General features: G+C 71.6%; 20 protein-coding genes. 10 read left to right on the top strand and 10 right to left on the bottom strand.

The window, feature by feature from the left end; all coding sequences use genetic code 11:
• Positions 1-6 precede the first annotated feature (6 nt).
• The gene (locus tag Y09_RS00925) at positions 7-2,679 is read right to left on the bottom strand and encodes a YhgE/Pip domain-containing protein (protein ID WP_053915787.1); all 2,673 of its coding nucleotides are present in this window, start codon (positions 2,677-2,679) and stop codon (positions 7-9) included.
• Entirely contained in the window at positions 2,676-5,441 is a 2,766-nt protein-coding gene (locus tag Y09_RS00930) for an MMPL family transporter (RefSeq protein WP_053915788.1), read from the bottom strand. Before Y09_RS00930 ends, Y09_RS00925 begins: the two co-directional genes overlap by 4 nt.
• A gap of 165 nt (positions 5,442-5,606) precedes the next feature.
• Between Y09_RS00930 and Y09_RS00935 the strand changes: the two genes are divergently transcribed.
• The 6 genes from Y09_RS00935 (at position 5,607) to Y09_RS00955 (ending at position 10,902) form a co-directional block, all read left to right on the top strand.
• Positions 5,607-6,272, top strand: coding sequence for a TetR/AcrR family transcriptional regulator (locus Y09_RS00935; protein ID WP_053915789.1), 666 nt, complete (start codon positions 5,607-5,609; stop codon positions 6,270-6,272).
• A 163-nt stretch (positions 6,273-6,435) separates the two neighbouring features.
• The gene (locus Y09_RS00940) at positions 6,436-7,239 is read left to right on the top strand and encodes a GH25 family lysozyme (protein WP_053915790.1); all 804 of its coding nucleotides are present in this window, start codon (positions 6,436-6,438) and stop codon (positions 7,237-7,239) included.
• 105 nt (positions 7,240-7,344) lie between these two features.
• Positions 7,345-8,115: a queuosine precursor transporter gene (locus tag Y09_RS00945; RefSeq protein WP_053915791.1), complete on the top strand. Its 771-nt coding sequence runs from the start codon at positions 7,345-7,347 to the stop codon at positions 8,113-8,115.
• A gap of 222 nt (positions 8,116-8,337) precedes the next feature.
• A complete protein-coding gene (locus tag Y09_RS17025; RefSeq protein ID WP_148639472.1) occupies positions 8,338-8,520 on the top strand; it encodes a hypothetical protein in 183 nt (60 codons plus the stop codon).
• A 49-nt stretch (positions 8,521-8,569) separates the two neighbouring features.
• Positions 8,570-9,397, top strand: a complete 828-nt coding sequence (locus tag Y09_RS00950) for a CPBP family intramembrane glutamic endopeptidase (RefSeq protein WP_053915792.1) — start codon at positions 8,570-8,572, stop codon at positions 9,395-9,397.
• Between the two features lie 77 nt (positions 9,398-9,474).
• On the top strand, positions 9,475-10,902 hold the full coding sequence (locus Y09_RS00955; protein WP_053915793.1) for a multidrug effflux MFS transporter: 1,428 nt from the start codon (positions 9,475-9,477) through the stop codon (positions 10,900-10,902).
• 176 nt (positions 10,903-11,078) lie between these two features.
• On the opposite strand, the gene Y09_RS00960 is transcribed toward Y09_RS00955, so the two are convergent.
• The 6 genes from Y09_RS00960 to Y09_RS00985 all read right to left on the bottom strand — a co-directional run bounded on the left by Y09_RS00960 (position 11,079) and on the right by Y09_RS00985 (position 19,983).
• Entirely contained in the window at positions 11,079-12,446 is a 1,368-nt protein-coding gene (locus tag Y09_RS00960; protein ID WP_053915794.1) for an ABC transporter substrate-binding protein, read from the bottom strand.
• A gap of 74 nt (positions 12,447-12,520) precedes the next feature.
• On the bottom strand, positions 12,521-13,456 hold the full coding sequence (locus Y09_RS00965; RefSeq protein WP_053915795.1) for a carbohydrate ABC transporter permease: 936 nt from the start codon (positions 13,454-13,456) through the stop codon (positions 12,521-12,523).
• A complete protein-coding gene (locus Y09_RS00970) occupies positions 13,453-14,385 on the bottom strand; it encodes a carbohydrate ABC transporter permease (protein ID WP_148639473.1) in 933 nt (310 codons plus the stop codon). Before Y09_RS00970 ends, Y09_RS00965 begins: the two co-directional genes overlap by 4 nt.
• Before the next feature lie 369 nt (positions 14,386-14,754).
• Complete coding sequence (locus tag Y09_RS00975; RefSeq protein WP_053915796.1) at positions 14,755-17,289, bottom strand: FAD-dependent oxidoreductase; 2,535 nt, start codon at positions 17,287-17,289, stop codon at positions 14,755-14,757.
• Between the two features lie 19 nt (positions 17,290-17,308).
• On the bottom strand, positions 17,309-18,688 hold the full coding sequence (locus Y09_RS00980) for a flavin reductase family protein (protein WP_200716736.1): 1,380 nt from the start codon (positions 18,686-18,688) through the stop codon (positions 17,309-17,311).
• Positions 18,685-19,983: an SRPBCC family protein gene (locus tag Y09_RS00985; RefSeq protein WP_053915797.1), complete on the bottom strand. Its 1,299-nt coding sequence runs from the start codon at positions 19,981-19,983 to the stop codon at positions 18,685-18,687. Before Y09_RS00985 ends, Y09_RS00980 begins: the two co-directional genes overlap by 4 nt.
• Positions 19,984-20,089: 106 nt before the next feature.
• Between Y09_RS00985 and Y09_RS00990 the strand changes: the two genes are divergently transcribed.
• Entirely contained in the window at positions 20,090-21,025 is a 936-nt protein-coding gene (locus Y09_RS00990; protein ID WP_053915879.1) for a LysR family transcriptional regulator, read from the top strand.
• A gap of 89 nt (positions 21,026-21,114) precedes the next feature.
• Here Y09_RS00990 and Y09_RS00995 read toward each other — a convergent pair whose 3' ends face one another.
• Positions 21,115-21,687 (bottom strand): hypothetical protein, encoded by a 573-nt coding sequence (locus tag Y09_RS00995; protein ID WP_053915798.1) that lies wholly within the window; start codon positions 21,685-21,687, stop codon positions 21,115-21,117.
• A 96-nt stretch (positions 21,688-21,783) separates the two neighbouring features.
• On the opposite strand from Y09_RS00995, the gene Y09_RS01000 reads away from it, so the two are divergent.
• A complete protein-coding gene (locus Y09_RS01000; RefSeq protein ID WP_053915799.1) occupies positions 21,784-22,587 on the top strand; it encodes a hypothetical protein in 804 nt (267 codons plus the stop codon).
• A 55-nt stretch (positions 22,588-22,642) separates the two neighbouring features.
• Here Y09_RS01000 and Y09_RS01005 read toward each other — a convergent pair whose 3' ends face one another.
• Positions 22,643-23,257: an HAD-IA family hydrolase gene (locus Y09_RS01005; RefSeq protein WP_053915800.1), complete on the bottom strand. Its 615-nt coding sequence runs from the start codon at positions 23,255-23,257 to the stop codon at positions 22,643-22,645.
• Between the two features lie 54 nt (positions 23,258-23,311).
• Between Y09_RS01005 and Y09_RS01010 the strand changes: the two genes are divergently transcribed.
• Together Y09_RS01010 and Y09_RS01015 are read left to right on the top strand one after the other, a co-directional pair.
• The gene (locus tag Y09_RS01010) at positions 23,312-24,115 is read left to right on the top strand and encodes a TSUP family transporter (protein WP_053915801.1); all 804 of its coding nucleotides are present in this window, start codon (positions 23,312-23,314) and stop codon (positions 24,113-24,115) included.
• Positions 24,116-24,231: 116 nt separating this feature from the next.
• A complete protein-coding gene (locus Y09_RS01015) occupies positions 24,232-25,287 on the top strand; it encodes a PAC2 family protein (RefSeq protein WP_234695590.1) in 1,056 nt (351 codons plus the stop codon).

Genomic DNA, 25,287 nt, shown 5'->3' on the forward strand with positions numbered 1-25,287 from the left:
GCGGGATCAGGCCGCGGCGGGCACCGCGCCGACGACGCTCACGTGCGAGGAGCGTCGCGCGATCCTCGCCTTGCGCGAGGCCGCGAAGGTCACCAGCAGCGACACCGCCGCCCAGGCGAGGATCGCCAGCAGGGTCCCGGTGGTGCTGACCAGGCTGCCGCCGAGCGCCGCATGGACCAGGCCCTGGGTGACGATCGACAGCGGCATCAGCGAGCCCACCGACTGCAGCAGCTCGGGCGCCGTCTCGACGGGAACGATCCCCACCAGCGTCACCACCTGCAGCACCATCAGCACGATCGAGGCGATCCGCCCGATCCGGTCGCCGAGCACCGTCAGCAGCGCCTGGTGCAGCGCCGCGAACATCACAGCGCCCGCGAAGGCGACCACCCCCACCGACAGCGGCGAGACGGGGGAGATCCCGATCGCCGTGAGCACGGCGAGCACCGCGACGGTCTGCACCACCGCGATCAGCAGCGCCGGGGCGAGGGAGCGCAGCACCACCTTCCACATCGGCATCGCCCGGTCCAGCAGGCGGCGCGAGAGCCCCGGCAGCAGCAGGAAGGTGCCGAAGGCGCCCAGCCACAGCGCGAGCGAGGTGACGAACGGGAAGGTCGCGGTGTCCGCGCCGTTCGCCTCGTTCTGCCGCTGCGCGTCGGTGCCGACGGGGGAGGCGGCCATCTCGCTCATGCGCTGGCGCTCGGCCTCGCTGTAGGAGGGCACGCCGTCGGCGCCCTCGCGCAGGCCGCCGGCCAGCTCCTCGCTGCCCTCGGCGAGCTGCCCGGAGCCCTCGGCGAGCTCGTCGGTGCCGTCGGCGAGCTCGCCGGCCCCGTCCGCGAGCTGCTGGTTGCCGCCGGCGAGCTGGTCCGCGCCGGTGGCGAGCTGACCGGCGCCGAGCGCGAGCTCCTCGCTGCCGTCGGCGAGGTCGGAGGCCCCGTCGGCGGCGCCGCGCGTGCCCTCGGCGAGCTGGTCCGCGCCGCCGGCGAGCTGGTCGACGCCGTTCGCGTACTCGGTGAGCCCGTCGCGCAGACCGGTCACGCCGGTGACGAGCTCGCCGGCGCCGTCGGCGCTGGCGCGGGCGCCGGTGGCGAGCTGGTTCGCGGACTCGGTGAGGCCCGGGTTCTGGGCGGTGCCGTCCCCGGCGAAGGCCGTCTCGATCCCCTCGGCGTAGGTGACCATGCCCCCGGTGCCCTGGACGAGGCCGGGCTGCTGGTCGGTGCCGTTGATGCCGTCGGCGATCTGCTGGACGCCGTCGGCCGCGGCGGTCGCGCCCTCGCCGACGCCCTGGGCGGTCGCGGCGAGGCCCGGGTTCTGCGCGGTGCCGTCGCCGTCGACGACGGTGGTGAGACCGTCGACGTACTCGAGCATGGCCTGGGCCTGCTGCTTCATGCCCTGGGCCGCGGAATCCTCGGGGTCCTCGGCGAGCATCGCGTCCGCCGTCGCATCCATCTGCTCCGCGAGCTCGCGCATTCCCGGGTTCTCGGCGGTGCCGTCACCGTCGACGATTCCCTGCACGCTATCGGCGTAGGCGACCACGCCCTCTGCGCCCTGGACGAGGCCGGGCTGGTCCTCGGTGCCGCGGAGCCCGTCGGCCGCCTGCTGGGCGCCCTGGCCGAGCTCGGTCATTCCCTCGTTCACCTGGCGGGCGGTGGGGGCGAGGCCCGGGTTCTGCTCCGTGCCGTCGCCCGCGACGGCGGTGCCGGTCTGCTCGACGCCGCCGGCGAACCGCTCGAGGCCCGTGGCGAGCTGGTCGGCGCCGGCCTCGAGGCCGGGGTTCTCGGCGGTGCCGTCGCCCTCGACCCCGGCGGCGAGCTGCTCGACGCCGGTGAGCAGGCCCGGCTGCCCCTCGATGCCGCGCATCCCGGACTGCAGCTCCCCGATGCCGCCGGCGAGCTCCTCGCTGCCGGTGGCGAGGTCGTCGAGCCCGTCGGCGAGGGTGCGGCTGCCGTCGGCGGCCTGCCAGGTGCCGTCGGCGAAGGTCCACACGCCGCCCGAGAACTCCCGGGCGCCCTCGGCGGCCTCGGTGGTCCCGTCCGCGAGGGTGCGCGTGCCGCCGGCGAGCTCCTCCGTGCCGTCGGCGAGCTCGGAGGTGCCCCCGGCGAGCTCCTCGGCTCCGTCGGCCGCATCGGAGAAACCGTCGCCGAGGTCGTTGAAGCCCACGTAGAGCTGGTCGAGGTACTGCTCCGCCATCTGCCCGCCCATGGTGTTCGCCGAGGCCTCGGCGACGGCGGTGCCCACCAGGGCGTTGATCTGGCCGCTCGCGTCGTTGGTGGTGACCTCGAGGATCGCCCGGGACGCCTCGGGCGTGCCGAGGGTGGCGAGGTGCTTCGAGAAGTCCTTCGGGATGACGACGACGGCCGAGTAGCTTCCGTCCTTCAGCCCCTCCTCGGCGTCCTCCTGGCTGGTCAGCTGCCAGTCGAAGCCGGTGGTCTCCGGGGCGTCCTGCCCCTCGACGGTGCCGGGCTGGGTGAGGGAGCCGGCGAGCAGGCGGCCGAAGGGCACCGTCTGCGTCTCTCCGTCCGCGTCGGTCACCTCCGCGCCCTCGTCGAGGTTGACCACAGCGGCGGGCACGGCATCGAGCCGGTCCACGCGGCCGCTGAGCGCCCACATGCCCAGCGCCGCCACGAGCAAGGGCAGCACCAGGACGACGATCAACGTGCGGGGGTGGGCGAGGCGCTTCATGCGAGAGCTCCTTCGGGGGTCTGGGCGGTGGAGCGCTGGACGGAGAGGGCGAGCATGCGGCGCGGGTCCCGCAGGGTCGCGTGGAGGCGGCGCTCGGCGTCGGTGGCGTGCTCGGCGCGGGAGCCGACCACGATCGTGGCCCCGCGGGCGAGGAGCGCGTCGAGGCGCTCGACGAGCGTGTCGTCGACGGACACGGCGGCGTGGACGAGGTCCTCGAGCTCCTCGATCACGATCACGGAGCGGCCGACGCGTCGGCCGTCGATCTGCTCGAGGCGGCGCGCCACCGGCGCGTCCGCGCCGATCCAGTGGGCCTGGGCCTGCACGGCCCCGATGTCGTCGGGGGAGAGCCGGTCGTGGACGGCGAGAACGCCGGAGACCGGGGCGACGCGGCCGGCGACGAGGCCGAGGAAGGTCGCGCGGGCGGCGCTGTCGGGGGCGCGGACCACCAGCAGGGAGCCGGGGGCGACCGCGCCGGTGAGCGGGCCGAGGGTCCCCTTCTCGCCGAGCAGGGGAGCGACGGTGTCCTCGAGGCGCAGCGAGTGCCGGCCGTTCTCCTCGGTCCAGTGCCTGTGCTCGAGCACGCCGGCCAGGCCCTCGCCCTCGACGTCGACGGTGGGCAGGAGACGGTCGAGCCAGCGCGGCAGCCACCAGGCGTGCCGGCCCAGCAGCGCGAGCACGGCGGGCACGAAGGTCATCCGCACCACGAAGGCGTCCACCAGCACGCCCACGGCGAGCGCCACCGCGATCGGCTGCAGCATGAACCAGCCCGAGGTCACGAAGCCCGCGAACACGGAGACCATGATCAGCGCGGCGGCGGTGACGACGGGGGCGTTGGCGGTGAAGCCGCGCTCGATGGAGTGCTTCGCGTCGCCGGTGTGCACGAACTCCTCGCGCATGCGGGAGACGAGGAAGACCTCGTAGTCCATCGCGAGCCCGAACAGCACGCCCATCACCATGATCGGCATGAAGGAGACGACCGGCCCGTTGACGTCCACGAACAGCGGCCCGTTGAACCAGCCGTACTCGAACACCATCGAGGTGACGCCGAAGGCCGCGGCGACCGAGAGGAGATAGCCGACCGACGCCTTCAGCGGCACCCACAGGGAGCGGAAGACGAGCGTCAGCAGGATCAGGGACAGGCCGACGACGAACAGCGCGAAGGGCAGCAGCGCGGCGGAGAGCTTGTCGGTGACGTCGATCCCGATCGCGGTCGCGCCGGTGACGGTGACGTCGGAGATCGAGAGGTCCTCCTCCCAGCCCTCGGCGCTGTCGCGCAGATCGGCGACGAGGTCCTTGGTGGACTGCTCGGTGGGACCGCCCTCGGGGATCACGACCACCACGGCCATGTCGGCGCCCTGATTGGGGGTCGCCAGCTGGATCTCCTTGACGTGGTCGAGCTCGGAGATGTCGCTCTCGAGCTCCTCGACGACGCCGAGCGGATCGGTGGTGTTGATGATGTCGGCGGTGACCAGCAGCGGGCCGTTGTAGCCGGGGCCGAACTCCTCGGAGACGAGGTCGTAGGTGTCGCGCGCGTCGGTGCCGACCGGCTCGGTGCCCAGGTCCGGCAGGGCCAGCTCGAGGTCCTTGATCGGGATCGCGAGCGCGCCGACACCGATCACGACCGCCAGGATCGTCAGCGCGGGCATCTTGGTCACCAGGCGCACCCAGGTGCGGCCGAAGGAGCGGCGGGGGCGCTGCGCGGGGTCCGGCTCGGGCAGGGCGCCGTCGTTCTCGGCCATCAGGCGCCGGATCCTGCGGGGCCGCAGCCGCTCGCCGAGGATGCCCATCAGCGCCGGCAGCATGGTCAGCGCCACCACGACGGACAGCGCCACGGTCGCGGCCGCGGCGACGCCCATCACGGTGAGGAAGGGGATGCCGGTGATGAACAGGCCCACCAGCGCGATGATCACGGTGAGGCCGGCGAAGATGACGGCGCTGCCGGAGGTGGCCAGGGACTTGCCGATCGACTCGTGCACGTCGTCGCCCTGGGCGAGCTGGTCGCGGTGGCGGGAGAGGATGAACAGGGCGTAGTCGATGCCGACGGCGAGGCCGAGCATGGCGCCCAGCGCGGTGGTGACCGAGGGGATGCCCACCCCGGCGGACAGCGCGACCAGCGCCAGCATCGACACGCCCACGCCGACGATCGCGGTGACGATCGGGATGAAGGCGGGGATCAGGGAGCGGAAGACGACCGCGAGGATGATCAGGGCGGCGATGATGCCGAAGACCTCGCCGGCGCCGAAGGGGACCTCCGCGCTCTGCAGCACCTGCCCGCCGAGGTGCGTCTCCAGGCTCGGCGTGCCCGCCTCCTCCACGAGCGAGCGGATCTCCTCGACGGAGCTCTCCGGGAAGGCGCCGGTCTGCCCCTCCATCTGGAACTGGGCGATGATCGCGGTGTCGTCATCGGTGCGCGTGCCGGGGGAGAGGTCGTCGAAGGGGGAGGGGGCGGCCGCGACGCCCTCGACCTCGGCGATGTCCTCCATGAGCGCGTCGATCTCGTCCTGGTGCTCATCGACGCTCCCACCGTCCTCGGTCACCAGCACGACCTGCCCGGCGGCGCCGCCCATCTCGGGGAAGCGCTTGGCGAGGGTGTCGATGCCGCGCTGCCCCTCGGTGCCGGGGATCTCGATGTCGGCGGTGAAGGTGCCACCGAGGCCGACGGCGAGTCCGCCGACGATCACCAGCAGAGCGACCCAGGCGCCGACGATCTTCCAGCACAGGGAGGCCATCAGAAGGCCCAGACGGTACAGGGACGAGGACACGCGGCCTCCAGGACGAGCTCAGCACGAGGGCGACGACGGACCCCTGCTCGAGACGCCCGCGAATTCGATACGAAAATGTATCGATGGGATACTATCGGTCCCGCCGCCCCCCGTTTAAACGGCGTCACCGCGTGAGATGCCTCTCAGTCGCGCATCCGAGGAGCCATGACCGATCTGTTCGAGCCACTGCCCGAGTCCGCGGGCACGCGACGCAAGGAGAACACCCGCGCCAAGCTCGTGCGCGCCTCGCTGGACATCTTCGTCGAGAAGGGCATCGACGGCGCGACCGTCGACGACCTGGTGAAGGCGGCCGGATTCACGCGCGGCGCCTTCTACTCGAGCTTCTCGAGCAAGGAGGAGGTGTTCATCGCCCTGTTCGACGAGGTCACCGCCGAACTCATGGCGATTGCGAACAGCTCCGTGGAGAGCGCGGTCGCGGACGTCGAGGCCGACGAGAGCTGCTCGATCCTCGAGGCCGACGACGCGCAGGTGATGCTCGCGGTGTTCGAGGGGATCCGCCCCTTCGGCCGCCAGTGGTACCTGCTGTACTCCGACGCGATCGCCCGCTCCCTGCGCGACGAGGCCCTCCGCGCGGAGCTCGCCGAGCAGCGGGAGCGGATGCGGAACCAGATCGGGGCGCTCCTGACCACACGCCTGGAGGCCTCGGGGGAGCGGGCGCTGCTGCCCGTCGAGGACCTCGCCCAGCTGCTGATGGGCATCTTCATCGACCTGCTCGTGCGCGAGCAGCTGGAAGGACGGGACGTCACGCAGCTCGCGGCGACCACGATCCTGGGCACCCTGCGGGCCTTCATCGCCCCGAAGACGGACTGACCGCTTCGCAGCACTGCGCACCTTCCGCCCGTTTCGCCGCGACACGCCGGAACAGGAGCGGGCGGTGGCGCGATCCCGGGGGACCCCTCTACGGTGGACACGGTGTGATCCCCGTCGCACTCCCCCTCGCAGTGCAGCTGTCCCCTTCCCCAGGAGCGTCCCCATGTCGTCCTACCGTCCCCGCCATCTCGCCCCTCCGGCCCCGACCGCCGGCCCCGCCTCGGGAGCGTCCCGCCGCAGCGTGCTGCGCGGCGGAGCCCTCGGCGCCATGGCGCTCGGCACCGGCACCGCCGCCCTCGCCGCACCCGCCGCGCAGGCCGCCGGCATCTACGGCCAGGACGTCTCCGGCTGGCAGGGGGAGGTCGACTGGGCCGCCCAGGCCGCGGCCGGCTCCCGCTTCGCCTACGTCAAGGCCACCGAGGGCCGCTCTTACCGCAGCCCCGCCTTCTCCCACCAGTACACCGGCGCCGGCGGCGCGGGGCTCGTGCGCGGCGGCTACCACTTCGCCCGCCCCGACTCCGGTGGCCCCGAGGAGCAGGTGGACTTCTTCCTGAACAACGGCGGCGGCTGGACCGGCGACGGGATCACGCTGCCGGGCATGGTCGACTTCGAGGCCTACTCCGGGCTCCCGCGGAACTACGGGCTCGGCCAGCAGGAGATGCGGGACTGGATCTCCGCCTTCTCGATCCGCTACCGGGACCAGGCCGGGCGCCGCCCGGTGATCTACACCAACCTGCACTGGTGGAACGACGTGGTCGGGGACTGGACCCCGACGAACTCGCCGCTCTTCCTCGCCTCCTACAGCTCCTCCCGCCCCAGCACCCTGCCGGGCCGCTGGTGGGGCTGGGAGCTGTGGCAGTACTCCGACTCCGGCCCCTTCGCCGGCGACTCCAACCTCTGGTACGGCAGCGAGAGCCAGTTCGAGAGCTTCGTCGCCGACGCAGACTACGACGCCGCCGGCATCTGACACCGCCGACGTCCTCGCCTCCCGGCGAGCCCCCGTCGGCCCCCGCGCCGCCCCGGCCGGTCCCGTGACCGTCCGGGGCCGCCCCGTGATGTGTACCCTTCCCCGGTGACTGCTGAACAGAACCGCACCGCTCCCGCCGCCCCGCCGTCTGGACGCCCGGCCGGCGCCGTCTACGCCGACCGGGGCTCCTCCCACTTCGACATCCTCCTGGCCGCCATGGTCACGGTCGTGATCCTCTCCGGCATCGGAGCCGCCAAGGGCGTCAGCTTCGGCGACGTGCCCGGCACCGGATTCGAGATCATCACCGACGGCGGCTTCTTCCTCTTCCCCCTCGCCTACGTGCTCGGCGACATCATCACCGAGCTGTACGGCCCCCGCAGCGCCCGCCGCGCCATCCTCACCTCCTTCGCCGTGAGCATCCTCGCCTCGCTCAGCTACCAGGTGATCATCGCGCTGCCGCCCTTCCCCGACGAGTACGGCCTCGCCAAGCAGGAGGCCCTCGAGCTCGCGCTCGGGCCGGTCTGGATCGTCGTGCTCGCCGGGCTCGCCGGCTTCCTCGCCGGGCAGACCCTGAACTCCCTGGTCGTCTCCCGCATGAAGCGCCGGATGGGGGAGCGGGGCCTGATCGCGCGCCTGTTCACCTCAAGCGGCCTGGGCGAGCTCGTGGACACCATCATCTTCTGCGCCATCGCCTCGGTCGCGATCGGCATCACCACCTTCGAGCAGTACGTGGAGTACACCGTGCTCGGCGTGCTCTACAAGGTGCTCGTCCAGTACGCGATGATCCCGGTGACCTCCGCGGTGATCCGCTGGCTGAAGCGCACGGACCCCACCTATCAGCGCCGACTGGCGGAGCAGGGGACGGGCGCGGCCTGAGCGACCGTCCCGCGCCGCCCGGTGGACCGCGGCGATCGTCGGCCCCGCCCGGAGGCTCGTGCTCGCCGGGTCCTCGCCGAGGGGTGCATCGGCCTACCGACCTGCGGCCCTCGTCCCGCCCGACGAAGGTCACGGGCGGCGCCCGAGGGCTCGACGATGGTCGGCCGAGGCGCCGACGAAGCGGCACTTCCTCGGCGGTGCGAGGGCGGGGAGGGTGGTCCCATGAGCACGACGCACACCTCCTCGCCCCCGCCCCGCGATCCCGCCGGCCGGGTCCCGTCCGCCGCGGCCCCGTCGGCCGCCGGCCCGTCGGCCGCCGGCCCGTCGGCCGCCGAGCCGTCGGGCGCTCCCGTCGCCGCTGATACCGCCCCCCCGTCCCGCCGCTGCACCCGGTTCCGCCCCTGAACCCCGCTCGGGCCTCGATCCTGAGCGTCCCTTCGGCGCACACCTGCGCATGGCCTGGTGGAAGCCGCTGCTGATCATCCCCGGCCTGCTCGTGACGATGGTCGTGCTCCAGACCGTGCTGACGCTGATCGTCGTCCTCGTGGAGATGGCCGCCTTCGGGCGCGACCCGATGGACGCGACCATCAGCCCGCTGATGATGGCCGTGATGAACCTCAGCCTCGCCGCCATGGGACCGCTGGCGATCCTGGTCACCGCGCTGGTGGCACGCGTGCCCTGGCGCTCGCTGATCGCCACGCCACGGCGGGCGAGCCTGCGTCGCGGCCTGGTGTACGCCGGAGCGTTCTCGGCGCTCGTCGGCGTGGCGCTCGCGCTCACCGCCCTGATCGACCCGTCGGCCGCGGGGATCGGGCAGTTCGCCATCACCTCGACCACGATCGGGCTGGTCCTGGTCGCACTGCTGACCACCCCGCTGCAGGCGGCAGGGGAGGAGCTCCTGTTCCGCGGGGCGATGATGCCGCTTCTCGCTTCCTGGGTCCGAGCGGTCAGGCCCGCGCTCGTCCTCGGCATGATCGCCTCGAGCATCGTCTTCGGCCTCGTGCACATGTCGGTGGATCCTTGGCTGCTGAGCTACTACGCGATCTTCGGGCTGTGCATGGCGGCGATGGCCGTGATCAGCCGCGGCCTCGAGGCGCCGATCGCCTTCCACGTGATGAACAACCTGATCATGATGGTCGTCGGTGCGCTCTTCGCCGGAGGCGGCGGCATCGTCATCGACCGCAGTGTGGGGATGGGCGGGCCGTTCATGCTCGTGTTCATCGTGGTGGACCTCGTGGCGGTCGGCCTGGTGTGGCTGTACGAGAGGTCACAGCGTCCCTAGGATGGTGCGATCGAGCCGGGTGGGATCCCTGTGATCTCCTCCCGGCTCGTCGTCTGCCGATCCCCTGAAGGAGCACCGTGGCCCCCGCCGCCGACGACATCCCCCGCGAGGATCCCGCCCAGGACCCTCGCCCCGAGCCGACCACCTCCACCGGCCCGGTCCCCACCTCCACCGGTTCCGTCCCCACCGTCACCGGATCGATCCCCACCATCACCGGCGCGATCCCCGTGCTCGAGGACCCCGCCGATCGCGAGCTCGCGCACCTGCCCGACGAGGAGCAGCTGAGCCGCACCCGCGCCAAGGTCACCGTGATGGTGATCGTCGTGCTGACCACGCTGAGCGCGATCGGCCCGCTCGCGACCGACATGTACATCCCGGCCTTCCCGGAGGTCGCGGGGGAGCTGGGCACCACCGCTTCGCGGATGCAGCTGACGATCACCGCGTTCTTCCTCGGCACCGCGAGCGGCCAGATCGTCGCGGGTCCGCTCTCGGACCGCATGGGGCGGCGCGGCCCGCTGCTGATCGGCATCATCCTGTGCCTGCTCGCCTCGATCGGCTGCGCCCTGGCGCCCTCGGTCGAGGTGCTGCTGGTGCTGCGCGTGCTGCAGGGGATCGGCGGCGGCTTCGGCATGGTGCTGGGCCGCGCGGTGCTGATCGACATGACCGACGGCCCGGAGCTCTTCCGGATCATGAACATCATGCAGGGCGTCGGCGGCGTCGCCCCGATCGTCGCCCCGCTGCTCGGCGGGATCATCCTGGTCTTCGGCCAGTGGCGCGAGATCTTCGTGGTCATCTCGGTGATGTCTCTGATCTCGCTGATCGGCGTGCTCTTCCTGATCCCGGAGTCACTGCCGGTCTCCCGGCGCCACTCGGGCGGCTTCCGCACCTTCCTGCGCAACTGCCGCACGCTGCTGGGCCGACGGATCTTCGTCGCCTACATGCTGGTCAACGCGTTCTCGGCCTTCGCGCTGATGGCGTACGTCTCCGCGTCGTCCTTCGTGGTGCAGGAGATGCTGGGCTTCTCCTCGAGCGAGTACTCGATCAGCTTCGCGATCAACTCGATGGGCATGATGGCGATGTCGCTGCTCTCGGCGCGGCTGACCCGCACCATCCATCCGCGCAGGCTGATCCGGGTGGGCCTGATCGTGGTGTCGCTCGCGAGCTTCTCCCTGCTGATCGGGAGCCTGTTCCTGGACACCCCGGCGTGGATCGTGCTGCCGGCGTTCTTCTTCACCGTCGCACCGCAGGGCATGATCTTCGGCAACGGCGGCGCGCTCGCCTCGGATCAGGCGCGGGAATTCGCCGGGACGGGCTCGGCGATGCTGGGTCTCGGCTTCTCCTTCGCGGCCTCGATCGCGGCACCGCTGGTGGGCGTGGCCGGCACGCACTCGTCGCTGCCGATGGCGATCGCGATGGTCCTGGGCTGCGCGATCTCGGCGAGCTTCTTCGTCCTGGCGGGCCGGGGGAGCGGCGGCGACGACGGACGCCTCCCGGGCGCGGCCTGAGAGGGCGAGCTTCCGCCGTGGGAGCCGCCGCAGCCCGCCCAGCTAGGCCCAATCCCGCCACCACCTGAGCCCGAGGGAACGGCGCCGCGGCCGGGACGAAGGGCGGCGCCCCCGGAACCGATTTCCGGGGGCGCCGCCAGGTTCCCGACCGCTGCCTGCCGGGCTGACCGAGAGGATCAGGCGGGGAGGTTCGGCTCGATCTGCGAGTCGTAGATGCCCTGGAGGGTGGCCTGCAGGTCGGTCAGGGCCTGCTCGACGTCGCCCTCCGCGGTGAGCATGGTGCCCACGGCGTTGGCCATCTCCTGGTCAGCACCGGGGAGGAACACGCGGGCGTAGTCCTGGGTGCGCGTGGCCTCGAGCTGGTCGATGGCGGTCTGGATCTGCGGGGTGGTCGCGAGCAGCTCGGTGACGTCGGCACTCTTGCGGATCGGCATGTAGCCGGTCGCGCCGGAGAAGGCGACGGTCGACTCGGGGCGGCCCATGAACTCGATGAGCATCGCACCCGCGAGCTGCTCCTCCGGGGTGATGGAGGCGGGGACGCCGAGGCCCGCACCACCGGTGGGGCAGACGGGGCCGTCGACCGGGCCGCCGGGCAGGAAGCCCACGCCGACCTCGAAGGACGCCGCCTCGAGGACGCCCACGAGGGAGCCGGTGGAGGCAATGGTGGTGGAGCAGACGCCGGCGGCGAAAGTGTCGGCGGAGTCGCTCGAGGAGACCCGCGCCCAGCCGTTGGAGTACACCGAGTCCTGGACCCACTGGAACGCCTCGACGGTCTCGGGCGAGGTGATGGGGGAGAGGTCCCAGTCCTCGGACCAGGAGGTGCCGCGGCCCCAGAGCACGTTCTGGAGGGTCCAGCCCGCGTAGCCGGCGAGGTCGGGGTACATGTACGCGACGTCGCCCTGGGTGAGCTTGGGGGCCCACTCCTCGAACTCCTCCCAGGTCTCCGGAGCGCGGTCCGGGAGGCCCGCGGCCTTGAAGTGGTCCTTGTTGTAGTAGAAGAGCGGAGTGGAGCGGCCGTAGGGGAGCGCCCACTGCTTGCCGTCGTACTGGTAGTCGGCGACGAGGGAGTCTCGGTAGTCGGCGACGTCGATGCCGAGCTGCTCGATCATCGGGTCGAGGGCGGTGATGTTTCCGTTGACGAAGTAGCGGAACCACCACACGTCGGAGAGCACGACCACGGCGGGCAGCTCGTCCTGGGCGGCCTGCGCGGTCTGGAAGCGCTGGGCGATCTCCTCGTAGTTGGAGCCCGCGGTGACGTGGTTGACCGTGATGCCGGTCTCCTCGGTGAAGGCGGCGATGAGCTCGGCCTCCACCTCCTTGGAGCCGCCGGGGTGGTTGGTCCAGAACGCGATCTCGGTGGCCGGCTCGATGGAGGAGAAGTCGACCTCCTCCGCGCCGCCTGCGTCGCTCGCGCCGGAGCCGCCGCCGACGGAGGGGCCGCCGCAGGCGGCGAGGGCGAGGGCGCCGGCTCCGGCGGCGCCGAGGCCGAGGAGGGAGCGACGGGACGCGGTCAGCTGCTGCGGGGTGCGGGGCAGACGGGTCATGGGGTGTCCTTTCGGGACGGGTGGGGGTGGGTGCTGCGGGTCGCGCGGTCCTGCGGGGAGCTCGGGCGCAGGGGTCAGCCGGTGACGCTGCCCTGGGTGAGGCCCGAGACGATGTAGCGCTGCAGCGCGGCGAAGATGATCAGCACGGGGACGATGACCAGCACGGTGCCGGCCATGAGGATCCCCCGGCCGGAGCCGGTGTTGCCCTCGGAGTTCTGCAGCGAGGTGAGGCCGACGGGGAGGGTCATCATGTCGGTGCTCGTCGTGATGATCAGCGGCCAGATGTAGTCGTTCCACTCGCCGACGATGGTCACGAGGGCGACTGTCGCGATCGAGGGCAGGGCGATCGGGACGACCATCTGCCACATCGTCCGCCAGTGGCCGGCGCCGTCGAGGCTCGCGGCCTCGAGGATCGACGGCGGGATCGTGAGGAAGTACTGGCGCAGCAGGAAGGTGCCGAAGGCGGTGCCCAGTCCGGGCAGGATGATGCCCCAGTAGGTGTTCACGCCGCCCCATCCGGCGACCAGCACGTAGTTGGGGAGGATCGCCACCTGCGGCGGGACCATGAGCGCCACGAGGATGCCGATGAAGATCCAGTTCTTGCCGGGGAAGCGCAGGAACACCAGCGCGTAGGCGGTCATGATCGCGAGCACGACCTTGAGTGCCGAGCCGATCGCGGTGACGATCACCGAGTTCAGGAAGAACCGGGGGATCGGGACGGTGGTCATGGCGACCCGGTAGTTGTGCAGCGTCGGGTCCGAGGGGAGGACGACGAGGTCCTGGGTGAGGATCTCGGACGGCGCCTTGAACGAGCTGATCACCATCCACAGCAGCGGCAGCACGACCACGGCGGTGGAGATCAGCAGCGGGATGTACCCGGTGGTGATCGTGGCGATCAGGTTCTGGGCGGACAACGGTCCGTTGCTGCGGCGGGGGAGGACGGCCGACGGGGCGGCGGTACCGCCCTGCGGGGCCGACGAGGGCGAGGGAGCGGTGGCGGTGGTGCTCATGCGTAGTGCACCGTCTTCTCGACGAAGCGGATCTGCACCACGGTGATGACCAGGAGCATGATGAACAGGACCACGGAGATCGCGGCGGAGTAGCCGGCGCGGGAGTAGCCGCCGAACGCCTGGAGGTAGCTCTCGAAGATCATCGCGTTGGTGCCGCGGCCCGTCGGCGTCATGACCTTGAGGATGTCGAACGCCTGGAGGCTGTTCAGGATCGTGGTGATGAGCAGGAAGAACGTCGTGGGGGAGAGCAGCGGGAGGCTGATCGACCAGAGGCGGCGCAGGGGACCGGCGCCGTCGAGGGACGCGGCCTGCATGACCTCGAGCGGCAGCGACTGGAGGCCGCCGAGGTAGACGATCGCGCAGTAGCCGAGGTTCTTCCAGACGTACACGATGATGACCATGACCAGCGCCATCGTCGGATCGAGAGTCCACTGGGGACTCGCGAGGCCGACCTGCCGCAGGAACCAGGCGAGCACGCCGAAGTTCGGGTCGAAGATGAACAGCCACACGAGCCCGACGCCGACGCCGGAGAGCACGTACGGGGCGAACGCGGCGGAGCGCGCGAGCGTGGTCCCGGGGATCTTCACGTTGAGCGCCAGGGCCAGCAGCAGGCCGAGGACCATCGCCCCGCCGACGGTGACGACGGTGAAGACGATCGTGATCCGGATCGAGCTCAGGCCCTGCGGCGAGGTGAAGAACTCGACGTAGTTGCCGAGGCCGATGAACGTCGCCTTCGTGGAGCCGAGCGTCCAGTCGAGCATCGAGTAGTACACGTTGGTGACGAGCGGCCGGTACGTGAACAGGATGATGAGGGCGATGTTCGGCAGGGCCAGAACCAGGAACCACAGCGCCTCGCGGCGGTTCCTGGACGACAGCCGGCGCTGTGGCCGCTGGGCCCGCGCCTCCGGCACGGTGCTCGTGCTCGACATGGACACCTCGTTCACTGGACGGAACGGCCGACCCTGCGGACGGCCGCGGACCATCCCAGGCCACGACGGTGTCGTCGCGGCGTCCCGGCGGTGTCCGGCACGCCGCGATTCCGGGAACTCCCGGTGAACTCGGGTCACGGGCTGTGACGGTGCCGACACAATTCGCCCTTGACCCCGAGGAGTTCCTGGTCGGGCACAGTTTCTGGACGAACGTCCGGAGTCGATGCGGTTCGCCGGACGTTCCGCGGACACCGCCCGGAAGCCCACCACCCAGACCCTCCGCGACTCCGCACCGCCACCCCATTGGCACCGCCGATAATGCACGTTATGTAAAGTACGGTGAGAGGCCCGGGCTGCTTGCCCTCCCCCTCACGCTGACCGGCCCGCGGGCACCTGTGCCGCCTTCTCGGGACGGATCCTGTCCATGGCGGGATCGTAGAGCGGCTCCTCCGACACGGTCGCCGCGAAGCGCGTGCCGAGGTACTCGACCTCGACGCCGTCACCGACCGTCAGGTGGTCGGGCAGCCAGGCGTACGCGATCGCACGACGGAGCGTGTAGCCGTAGGCGGCGCTGGTGACGTGCCCGGCGGCGGTCTCGGACCCGGGCAGGAACACCGGCTCGAGGCCGAGTGCGATCGATGTCGGCTCGTCGAAGGTCAGGCACGTCAGTCGTGTCGTCGCCGCGGCGGCACGCGCGGCCAGCGCGTCCTTGCCCACGAAGTCCGCCGTCTTCGAGGCCTTCACCGCGAAGCCGATCCCGGCCTGGACGGGCTCGTGCTCCGTGGTCATGTCCGTCCCGAAGGAGCGGAAGCCCTTCTCCAGGCGCAGGGACTCGAACGCCTCGCGCCCCGCCGCGACGATGCCGGACTCCTGCCCCGCCGCGAAGATCGCATCCCACAGCCTCTCCCCCAGGTCCGCCGAGGTGTACAGCTCCCAGCCGAACTCGCCGACGTACGACAGCCGCATGGCCGTCACCGGGATCCCCGCCAGCGTGACGCTGCGGGTGCGGAAGTAGCCGAGCTCCTCGGCGCCGAGGTCCTCGTCCGTCAGCCGCGCCGCCACCTCGCCCGCGAGCGGGCCCCACAGCCCGATGCAGCACGTCCCGGGCGTGATGTCGCGCACCTCGACCCACTTCGCGGGGTCCTCCTGCGACTGGTGCCTGGCCTCGCGGGCGAGATAGGCGAGATCGATGCTGCCGTTGGCGCCCACCTGGTAGTCGTTCTCGCCGAGGATCGCGACGGTGATGTCGCTCGTGATGCCGCCCGCCCGGTCCAGCAGGAGCGTGTAGCTGACCGCGCCGGGCCTGCGCCGCATCGACGACGTGGTCAGACGGTCGAGCAGGTCGGCGGCACCAGGCCCCGTCACCGAGAAGCGCGTCAGCGCCGTCATGTCGTACATAGCGACCGCGGTGCGCGTCCTCCATGCCTCGCACGCCGCGACGGGCGAGTGGAACTGCGCCGACCAGTCGTCGCGCGCCGGAGCCGCCCACTCGGGGGGCATCTCGTCCAGCAGAGGGACGTTGGCCTCGTACCAGTGCGGCCGCTCCCAGGAGTGCGCCTCCAGGAAGAAGGCGCCCAGCTCGACCTGGCGTCGGTGGAACGGGCTGAGCCGGAGGTCGCGCGGCGAGACCCGCGGCTGGCGGGGATGCAGGATGTCGTAGATCTCGACGAAGTTCTGCTGGCTCGTCTCGTCCACGTAGGCGCGCGTGGTCTGGATCTTCTCGAACCGGTTGACGTCGAGGCCCGACAGGTCGGTCTCCGAGGATCCCGTCGTGATCACCTCGGCGAGGGCTCGCGAGATGCCGACCGAGTGGGTCACCCACACGGCCTCGGCCATGAAGAACCCGTTGACCCCGGCGGACTCCCCCACCAGCGATCCGCCGTCCGGCGTGAAGGAGAAGACGCCGTTGAAGGCACGATCGACCGAGGTCTGCCGCAGCTCGGGCAGCAGACTCTGCGACTCCTCCCACTCGGCCGCGAAGTCCTCCGGCGTGAACGGGAGGCTCGAGGGCATCGCCTCGTCGGTGATCTCCTCGGCGCGGTACTGCGGCAGGTCGTCGAGGGCGACGGGCATGGGGCGGTGCGCGTACGAGCCGATCCCGATCCGGTCGCCCCACTCGCGGAAGTAGAGATCGTGGTCCTGATGGCGCAGGATCGGGGCGGAGGCGCCCTTGGGCAGCTCGTTCTTCCCCCGCAGGCTCGGCACGGGCGAGGTGATCGCGAACTGGTGGCCGAGCGGAAGCAGCGGCACGTCGACCCCGGCCATCTCGCCGATCCTCGGGCCCCAGAATCCGGCGCAGGAGACGACGATGTCGGCCGGGATGCGCTCCTCCCCCACGAGCACGGCGCGCACGCGGCCGCCCGAGGTGTCGATCCCCGTCACGGTGGTGCGGTCGCGGAACTCGACCCCGGCCCTCCGAGCGCGCTCGATGACGAGGCGCGTTCCCTTCAGCGCGAGCGCGAGGCCGTCCCCTGGCGTCCAGAGGCCGCCGAGGACGGGCTCGGGATCGACCATCGGGAACAGTCGCCGGCACTCGTCGGTGTCGACCACCTGCGCCTCGACTCCCCAGGACCGGTTCCAGCCGGCACGACGATGCAGGTCCTGCAGCCGCTCGGGGGTGGTCGCGAGCTCGAGCCCGCCGACGGCCAGGTACGACCCAGTGCCGTCCGGTCCCCTCAGGTGCGTGTACTTCTCGATGGTCTGCCGCGCGAACGCGGTCATCGACTTCGAGGGGTTCGTCGAGAAGACGAGGCCGGGAGCGTGCGAGGTGGACCCGCCCGGCGTCTCGAGCGGGCCCTGCTCGAGCACGAGCGTGTTCGTGGCGCCGCGCTGGGCGAGCTCGTCGGCGAGGTTCGCGCCGACGATGCCGGCGCCGATGATGACGATGCGGGGTGCGGTGCACATGGGGCTCTCTCTCGAGGGGTCAGGCGTCGATGACGAGATCGGTCACGGCGGTGGAGCAGCAGGGCAGGAACTTCCCGGCGGCGATCTCGCGTGCGCGGATGCCGCCCTGGTGGTGCATGTCGACGTCGCCCTCCAGCTTCACGATCTTGCAGGAGCCGCACATGCCCTCCTGGCAGTTGGCGCCGATGCGCACGCCGGAGGCCCGTGCCGCCTGGAGGATGTTCTGCTCGGGGTCGATGCGCACGTCGAGCCCGCTGCGGACGAAGGACATCGTGAGCGCGCCGGCACCGACCACCTGGCGCTCCCCCTCCGGCGCGACCGGGGTGCGAGGAACGGGCGCGCTCGCCTCGGCGTCGACCGCCACGGTGGGCTCCACGTGCGCCAGCGCAGGGAGGTCTGCCGCCGTCAGGTCGTAGACGTCCAGGACCGCGCTCTGGTGCTCCGTGCTCTCCTCGGCGGCGACCTGCAGGTCCTCGGCGAACCCCGTGGCGGCCGCGAGCTCGGCCGCGTACTCGCGCCGTGTGGCGGAGTCTCCGGTGAAGCTCTCGACGAACACCGAGGTGTCGTCCACGCCGACCGCGGGCAGGCAGTCGAGGACCTGCTCGAGGTATCCCTGCGGGCCGCAGGCGTACACCTGGCGACCGTTGGCGTCGGGCGCGACGGCGTCGATCATCTCCGCCGAGATGCGTCCCACGCGGGCGCCCCACCCCTCGGGCCGCTCGCGGTCGCCGAGCGAGTAGACCACGCGGATGCGGAAGTCGGCCTTCTCGAGGAAGTCGAGCTCGTCGACGAAGGCGAAGCGATCCGGGGACGAGCCGTGGTACAGCAGGCAGACGTCGGCCTGTCCCGGCAGGGAGTGGATCGTGCGGATCATCGACATGAGGGGGGTGATGCCCGATCCGGCGGCGAGGAACAGGTAGCGCGCCCGGCGGTCGTAGTCGGGCAGGTGGAACGCGCCGACCGGGCCCAGCATGTCGAGGATCATGCCCGGACGCATGTTGGCATGAACCCACGAGGACACCAGACCCGCCGGGTCGCGGCGCACCGTCACGGCGAAGGTCCAGGGAGAGGTCGGAGCGCTGGAGAGCGAGTAGCTGCGGCTGACCGGCTCGGCTTCCTCCCCGTCCACGGGGAAGTCGATGTTGAGGTACTGGCCCGCACGGAACGCCAGCGGCGCGCCGTCGAGCCGTCGGAACACGAAGGTCGTGCAGTCCTGGGACTCGGGGATGGTCTCGACGCACTCGGACTGGAACTCCTCCGGGTACCAGGGGCCGAGCGCCGTCGCGGCGTGCGCCGGCCCCGCCACCGCCGCGAGCACACGGTTCCACGGCATCTCGAGGCCGCGGGTGCGCAGGGCGAGCGAGACCGCTCCCCTGTCCACGTCGACCTCGAAGCTCACTGCAGCGCCTCCCGCAGGCGGGTGATGTACCAGTTCACGAACGCTTCGACCTGGTACTCGCTCTTCATGTAGGGGCCGGGCTCGTAGGCAGGGCTGGCGGCGCCGCGCTGGCAAAGCTCGACGAACGCCTTGTCCTGCAGGTTGGTCTGCTTCCACGTGTGGGTCAGCGTCTCGAGGTCGTAGTCGACGCCCTCGACGGCGTCGTCGGCGACCAGCCAGGTGGTGCGCACCAGCGTGCGCCCCTCGTCGAGGGGGAACGCCGCGAAGGTGATGACGTGATCGCCGAGGAGGTGGAACCAGCTGTTGGGCTGCAGGTGCATGGAGCAGCGGCCCAGCCGGAAGTCGGGCAGGTCCCCCAGCAGCTTCTTCGACAGCCGACGGCCGTCGGCCGAGAACGACTCCCCCTCGCCGTCGAGCGGCTCTCGCGAGATGCGGATGCCGGCCACGCGGGTGTCGAGCTCCTCGACCACCTCGAACGGCAGGCCGTACCGACGGCACCGCTGTTCGAGGGCGGCGCTCGCCGAGAGGTTGCGGCTCCACACGTCGGCGAGGTGGGACGGCACCGTCTCGTCGGTGAGGCCCCAGGTGGGGAACAGCGAGCACGCCAGCTCGGGGTGGCCGTCGCAGTGGTAGCACTCGCGGTTGTTCTCCATCACGAGCTTCCAGTTGCCCTGCTCCACGATGTCCTGCTGGTGCGCGACCTTCGTCGCGCCGAGCTCGTGCGGCTCGATGTACGGACGGAAGATCTCGGCGACCTCGTCGAAGTCCCCCGGCGGCTTCGCCGCGATGCACACGAAGATCAGGCCGCCCACCACCCTGCAGTGCGCGCGCTTGAGCGCGAAGCAGCCGGCGTCGAAGTCGATCTCGCCGGGCGCGGAGGCGTGGATCAGCGCACCGTCCGGGGCGTACGTCCACGAGTGGTACCCGCACACGAGGTTCCCCGTCGTCCCGGAGTCCTCCGTGAGGATCCGGGCTCCGCGGTGGCGGCACACGTTGTGCAGGGCCCTGACGGAGCCGTCGTCGTGGTGCAGCAGGATGAGCGCATAGGGGCCGAAGTCGACGGTGATGTAGGCGCCCGGCTCGGGCAGCTCGGCGATGCTCCCCGCGAACAGCCAGTGCCGTCCGAAGACGGCGCGCATGTCGAGGTCGAACAGCTGCCTGTCGGTGTAGAACGGGGCCGTCAGCGAGAAGCCGGGCCGACGGGAGTCGACGAGCGCCTGGAGCTCGGAGCGCTTCTCGGGCGCGATGGCGGCCGTCGCGAAGGGTGCTGCGCGTCGTGCGTCGATCGTGGACATGCTCTCACTCATCGTCGGGGGATGACAGCGGATACGCAGAAGGCTAGCGCCGCGGATCATGCACGATAAGCGCGAATCGTCGACGAGTGCAGTGCAGAATCTCCGCATGATCGATCCTCGCCTCGTCACCCTGCGCACCTTCGCCCGATGCGGCACCGTCGCGGCCACCGCGGAGCTGATGGGCTACTCCCCCTCGGCGGTGTCGGCGCAGCTGAGAGAGCTGCAGCAGTCCCTGGGGCTGACGCTGCTCACGCGCGACGGCCGAGGGCTGCGCCTGACCGCCGCGGGGAAGGAGCTCGTGCGCCGCAGCGACGCGCTGTTCGCGCAGTGGGAGCAGATCCGGGCCGCGAGCGCGAGCGCGGACGGTCAGGTACCGGGGCAGTTCGGCATCGGAGGCTTCTCGACCGCGGCCTCGCACCTCATCGCCCCTCTCCTGCCCCGCCTGCGCGACCTGCACCCCTCCGTCGAGGTCCAGGTGATGGAGGCGAGCCCGGCACGCTGCTTCGACCTGCTGGTGGCCGAGCGCATCGACGTGGCGGTGGTCGTCTCGATGCAGGGCGAGGTGCTGCTCGAGGCCGATCCCCGGTTCGAGAAGATCACCCTGCTCGACGACCCCCTGGACGTCATGGTGCCGGCGGACCACCCGCTCGGGGCGCAGGAGCGCGTGTCGCTGGACGAGCTCGTCGCCGATCCGTGGGTGACCGACCAGCCCGGCTCCGCCTATCGCGCGATGTTCACGGCGGCTTTCACGGCGGCAGGCCTCACGCCGAGGATCGCCCACGAGGCCACGGAGTGGGGGACGGCCATCGCCCTCGTCGGCGCCGGGGCGGGGGTCGGCCTGCTCCCCCGCCTGGTGAGCCTCTCGGACTCCCCCGGCGTCCGTCGTGTGCGCCTGGCGGGCCCGGGCCGTCTGAGCCGGCGCATCATCGCGGCGATGCGTGCCGGCAGCGCCGAGGCCCAGCTCCCCCGCGACTCGATCCAGCTGCTGCGCGAGATCGCCCAGGACGTCCTCGACACCCACCTCGCCGGGGAGGGCGACTAGAACGGCGGGCCCTGCCGTGCGGCGGGATCACGGGGAGCCCGCGGCACTGCTCCCCCGTCGCCCGGACCGGGAGCGGTCGCCTCGTGCCCTCAGCAGGCCGCGACGACCCCGCGCCCGCCGTCCCAGGCGGCGACGAGACGGACTGCGCCGTCGAGCCCGTCGACCGTGCGCGCGATCGTGAACGTCTCGTCGCCGTCGAGCAGCTCCTCGAGGGTCGGCGCGACCTCGCCCTCGTCGACTTCGAGCGTCAGCTCCACCGACTGCGGACGCGTCCCGGCGGGCGTGCCGTCGGGCGCGAAGATCTCCTGCACCGCCTGCTGCTGCTCGCCGGCGAGCGCCCGGGCGAAGCATTCGATCGCGAGCTCGTCCTCGAGGCCGTCGTAGACGTAGCGGGTGCCCAGCACCGAGTGGTCCATCGTGGTCACCAGCTGCGCCGCGGGGTCCTCGAGCGGCGCGCCGCGGTAGCTCAGCGGCAGGTGGTAGATGCTCTCCCCCACACGCACGAGGTGGCACTCGACGCCGACCTCGCCGGACGGGTCGTCGAAGCGGTACGCGCCGAGCACCTGGAGCGCCCCGTCCTCGCCCCAGGGGCGGGAGGTGAGCAGCTCTCGCAGCACCTCGGGCTTCGTCGGGCTGAGCTCTGCCTTGTAGATGATCGCCATGTCCCCAACGTAGTCCCCCGACGTGCCGCGACACGCATGAGAGCGTCCACATCCGGGGTTCACCGAGATCTCATCGGGAGTTCATAGGGTGTCGACATGACCGTTCCCAACGCCGAGCACGCCGCAGACGAGCGCGCCATCGACGCCGCCGCTCCCGACGGGGCCGGCTTCCGCCCGCTCCCGCTCCCCCGCATCGCCGCACGGCTGATCCTCGTCGCCGTCCTGATCATCCTCGTCGCGCTCGTGACGCTGCTGGCCCATCAGCGCACCACCGGCGTCACCTCGCAGAACTTCCACACCGTGTTCTGGTACTTCGACGTGGGGCGCGAGTACAACATGGCGACCTGGTACAACTCCGGCCTCTGGCTGCTGCTGGGCGGGCTCGCGGCGATGATCGCCCTGGCCGGGCCGTCCTTCCGTCGCTCCTGGTGGCTGCTGGCGGTGGTGGCGCTGCTCGCCTCGGTCGACGAGTACCTCGAGATCCACGAGCGCTTCGACGTGCCTGGCGACCGGCTCGCGGCGCTGCTGCCGTTCGACGTCGGGTTCACCTGGGTCCTCGTCGGCGCGCCGATCGCGCTGGTGATCGGGCTGCTCCTGCTGCGCCTGGTGCTCTCGCTCCCCCGCCGGGCGCTGATCGGGATCCTGCTGGGCGGGGCGCTGTTCCTGGTGGGCGCGGTCGGGGTGGAGAGCCTGAACGGCCGTCATCTGGCGGCATCGGACTGGATCGTCGACAACCGCTACATCTACGGCACGATGATCGAGGAGCTGCTGGAGACGAGCGGGATCGCCCTCGCGCTGGCGGCGCTGATCAGCCTCTTCCAGCACGATCCGGCCAGCGGTCACTACCGGCTGGATCCGGCGGTGCAGCGGAGGGCTCCGCGCCGGCCAGGCGCGCCATGAGTGCCGCGCCGGTGCGGGCGAGCAGCACCACGTGGGCCGTCCGGGTCGCCGGCGGTCAGAGCATCGGGATCAGGTCGCGCAGCGAGTGGATGCGGCGCGCCCCCGGCGCCTCGAGCGGGATCCCGGGGGTCTCCAGCAGCACGCCCTCGACCCCGGCCGCCCGCGCGGCCTCGACGTCGGCCGGCCGGTCCCCCACCGCGAGGCACTCCCCCGCCGTCAGCTCGTGCCGGACCAGCAGGGCGAGCACCATGTCGGGGGCGGGCTTGCGGGGGTGGCCGTCGGGCGCGCACACCATGTCGTCGACCTCCAGACCGAGCGAGTCGAGCAGGGCGGCGGCGCTCTCGCGATCGCGATGGGTTGCCACGAGGTTCGGACCGCCGCGCTCGCGCACGGCCGCCAGCACCTCCCGGGCGCCGTCCTTCAGCGGCGGCGGCCTGCGCGCCCACTGCTCCTTCGTCGCCTCGTAGGCGGCGCGCAGGCGCGCCTCGGGCACCTCATGGCGGGCGGCGAGCTCGGTGATCGCCTCGGAGCTGGAGCGCCGGGTCAGCACCGCGACCTCGTGCAGCAGCTCCTGGTCCGGCTCCGCGCGCAGCGCCTCGGCGAGCGCCCGGTCGACGTCCGGATAGGTGTCCACGAGCGTGCCGCCGAGGTCCCAGATGAGCGCGCGCATGGCCCCAGTGTGTCAGCCCGGCACGCCGGGCCGGGGCGGTGGTTCACTGGTGCGGTGCCTCTGCTCGCCGAGCTCACCCAGCTCTCCGCCCTGACCCTCGTCCTGCTCATCGGGGCCGCCTTCGTGGCCGGCTGGGTGGATGCGGTCGTCGGCGGCGGCGGTCTGATCCAGCTGCCCGCGCTGCTGACCGCCATGCCGTCCGACGCCTCCAGCGGCGCCGTGCTCGGCACGAACAAGATCGCCTCCGCGGCGGGGACGGCGGTGTCCTCCTGGACCTACGTCCGACGGATCACCCCGGTCGCCGCGACCGCGGGGCCGCTGGTGGTGTGCGCGCTGGGCGGGAGCGCGGCCGGAGCGGCGATGGCGAGCCTGATCCCCAAGCCGTGGCTGACCCCGATCGTGCTGGTCGCCCTGCTCGCCGTCGGCGCGTACACCCTGCTGAAGCCGTCGATGGGGCTCGAGCACGCCCCGCGCCACCAGGGCCGCTCCCATCTGCTGCGCGCGGGCGGGATCGGGGCGGGCGTCGGCGTGTACGACGGGATCCTCGGCCCCGGCACCGGCAGCTTCTTCATCATCCTGATGGTCTCCCTGCTGGGCTACGGCTTCCTCGAGGCGAGCGTCCACGCGAAGCTCGCGAACCTCACCACCAACGTCGGGGCGCTGCTGGTCTTCGGGTTGCAGGGCCAGGTGTGGTGGCTGCTGGGCGGCGTGCTGGCGCTGGCGAACCTCAGCGGCGGCTTCCTCGGCGCGAGGCTCGCGCTGCGCCTGGGATCGCGCTTCGTGCGGATCGTGTTCCTGGTGGTGACCGGGGCGTTCGCGGCGCGGCTCGCCGTGGACACGGCCCTGATGCTGCTGTGAGGTGCGCCAACTCCGGTCCGTCTGTGCCGAGGGCGGAATAGTTCCGACGGAGGGGCCGTTGACCAGGAGGTCACCCACCCGCGGCCCGCCGAGGCCGTCCTGTCGCCCTGGAGGTCATGATGGATCCGACGACCCTGTTCAGCTACGAGCGCCATGTCGACTCGCGCGCCCTCCACGGCAGCACGCTGCTGGTCACCCTCGGCGCCTTCACCGATGCGGGCGATGCGCAGCGGCTCCTGGACGACCACCTGCTCAACACGCTCTCCAGCCGTGTCGTGGGACGGCTGGACATGGACCAGGTCCACGACTACGCCGGGCGCCGCCCCGAGGTCACGCTGCAGCTGGACCACTTCGACGACTACGAGAAGCCCGAGATCCTGCTGCACGAGGTGACCGACGAGGAGGGGGAGACCTTCTTCCTGCTGACCGGTCCGGAGCCGTCCTTCCAGTGGGAGCGCGTCGCGAGCGCGCTGCGGATCGTGGTCGAGCAGCTCGGCATCGAGCGGACCCTACTGCTGCAGGGCTTCCCCGCTCCGGTGCCCCACACTCGCGAGCTGCCCGTGACCCGCTTCGCCGGCGATCCGGAGTCGATCGCGGTGCGCCGCACCATGCCGGGCACCTTCCGTCTCCGCGCCCCGTTCACGGCGCTGCTGACGATGCGGCTGGACGAGGGCGGGCACGACGTGGTGGGCCTGACCGTGCACGTGCCCCAGTACCTCCACGAGATGTCCTTCCCCGATGCCGCGATCGCGCTGCTGACCGCGGTCGGCGAGGAGCGGGGGCCCCGGATCGGGGCCGACGCGCTCGAGGCGCAGGCGCTTTCCGTGCGCGAGGCGATCGCCGCGCAGATCGAGGCCCAGCCGGCGCTGCAGGAGATGGTCGCCGGGTTCGAGCAGCGCTACGACAGGATGATCACCTCCGGGGCAGGCTCCGTCGTCCCGAGCGCCGAGGACATCGCCGCCGAGGTCGAGGAGTACCTTGCGAGCTTCGAGGCCGAGGGCGGGCAGGCGCCCGAGGGCTCCGCCGGGCAGTCGCCGCAGGACACGGCCGGGCCGACGGACGGCGAGGGCTCGACCGGCTCCGAGGGGAGCGCGGGTTCCGAGGGGCCGACGGGGATCGACGGACCGACGGATCCCGAGGACCCCTCCGGCCCCGAGGCGCCGCAGGCCTGA

The sequence above is a fragment of the Brachybacterium sp. SW0106-09 genome (assembly GCF_001293905.1).
Taxonomy (GTDB): domain Bacteria; phylum Actinomycetota; class Actinomycetes; order Actinomycetales; family Dermabacteraceae; genus Brachybacterium; species Brachybacterium conglomeratum.

Coding starts and splice junctions, on each gene's coding strand:
- Y09_RS00925 (WP_053915787.1), bottom strand. CDS start 2,679: ATGAAGCGCCTCGCCCACCCCCGCACGTTGATCGTCGTCCTGGTGCTG.
- Y09_RS00935 (WP_053915789.1), top strand. CDS start 5,607: ATGACCGATCTGTTCGAGCCACTGCCCGAGTCCGCGGGCACGCGACGC.
- Y09_RS00940 (WP_053915790.1), top strand. CDS start 6,436: ATGTCGTCCTACCGTCCCCGCCATCTCGCCCCTCCGGCCCCGACCGCC.
- Y09_RS17025 (WP_148639472.1), top strand. CDS start 8,338: ATGAGCACGACGCACACCTCCTCGCCCCCGCCCCGCGATCCCGCCGGC.
- Y09_RS00950 (WP_053915792.1), top strand. CDS start 8,570: ATGGCCTGGTGGAAGCCGCTGCTGATCATCCCCGGCCTGCTCGTGACG.
- Y09_RS00960 (WP_053915794.1), bottom strand. CDS start 12,446: ATGACCCGTCTGCCCCGCACCCCGCAGCAGCTGACCGCGTCCCGTCGC.
- Y09_RS00965 (WP_053915795.1), bottom strand. CDS start 13,456: ATGAGCACCACCGCCACCGCTCCCTCGCCCTCGTCGGCCCCGCAGGGC.
- Y09_RS00970 (WP_148639473.1), bottom strand. CDS start 14,385: ATGTCGAGCACGAGCACCGTGCCGGAGGCGCGGGCCCAGCGGCCACAG.
- Y09_RS00975 (WP_053915796.1), bottom strand. CDS start 17,289: ATGTGCACCGCACCCCGCATCGTCATCATCGGCGCCGGCATCGTCGGC.
- Y09_RS00985 (WP_053915797.1), bottom strand. CDS start 19,983: ATGTCCACGATCGACGCACGACGCGCAGCACCCTTCGCGACGGCCGCC.
- Y09_RS00990 (WP_053915879.1), top strand. CDS start 20,090: ATGATCGATCCTCGCCTCGTCACCCTGCGCACCTTCGCCCGATGCGGC.
- Y09_RS00995 (WP_053915798.1), bottom strand. CDS start 21,687: ATGGCGATCATCTACAAGGCAGAGCTCAGCCCGACGAAGCCCGAGGTG.
- Y09_RS01000 (WP_053915799.1), top strand. CDS start 21,784: ATGACCGTTCCCAACGCCGAGCACGCCGCAGACGAGCGCGCCATCGAC.
- Y09_RS01005 (WP_053915800.1), bottom strand. CDS start 23,257: ATGCGCGCGCTCATCTGGGACCTCGGCGGCACGCTCGTGGACACCTAT.
- Y09_RS01015 (WP_234695590.1), top strand. CDS start 24,232: ATGATGGATCCGACGACCCTGTTCAGCTACGAGCGCCATGTCGACTCG.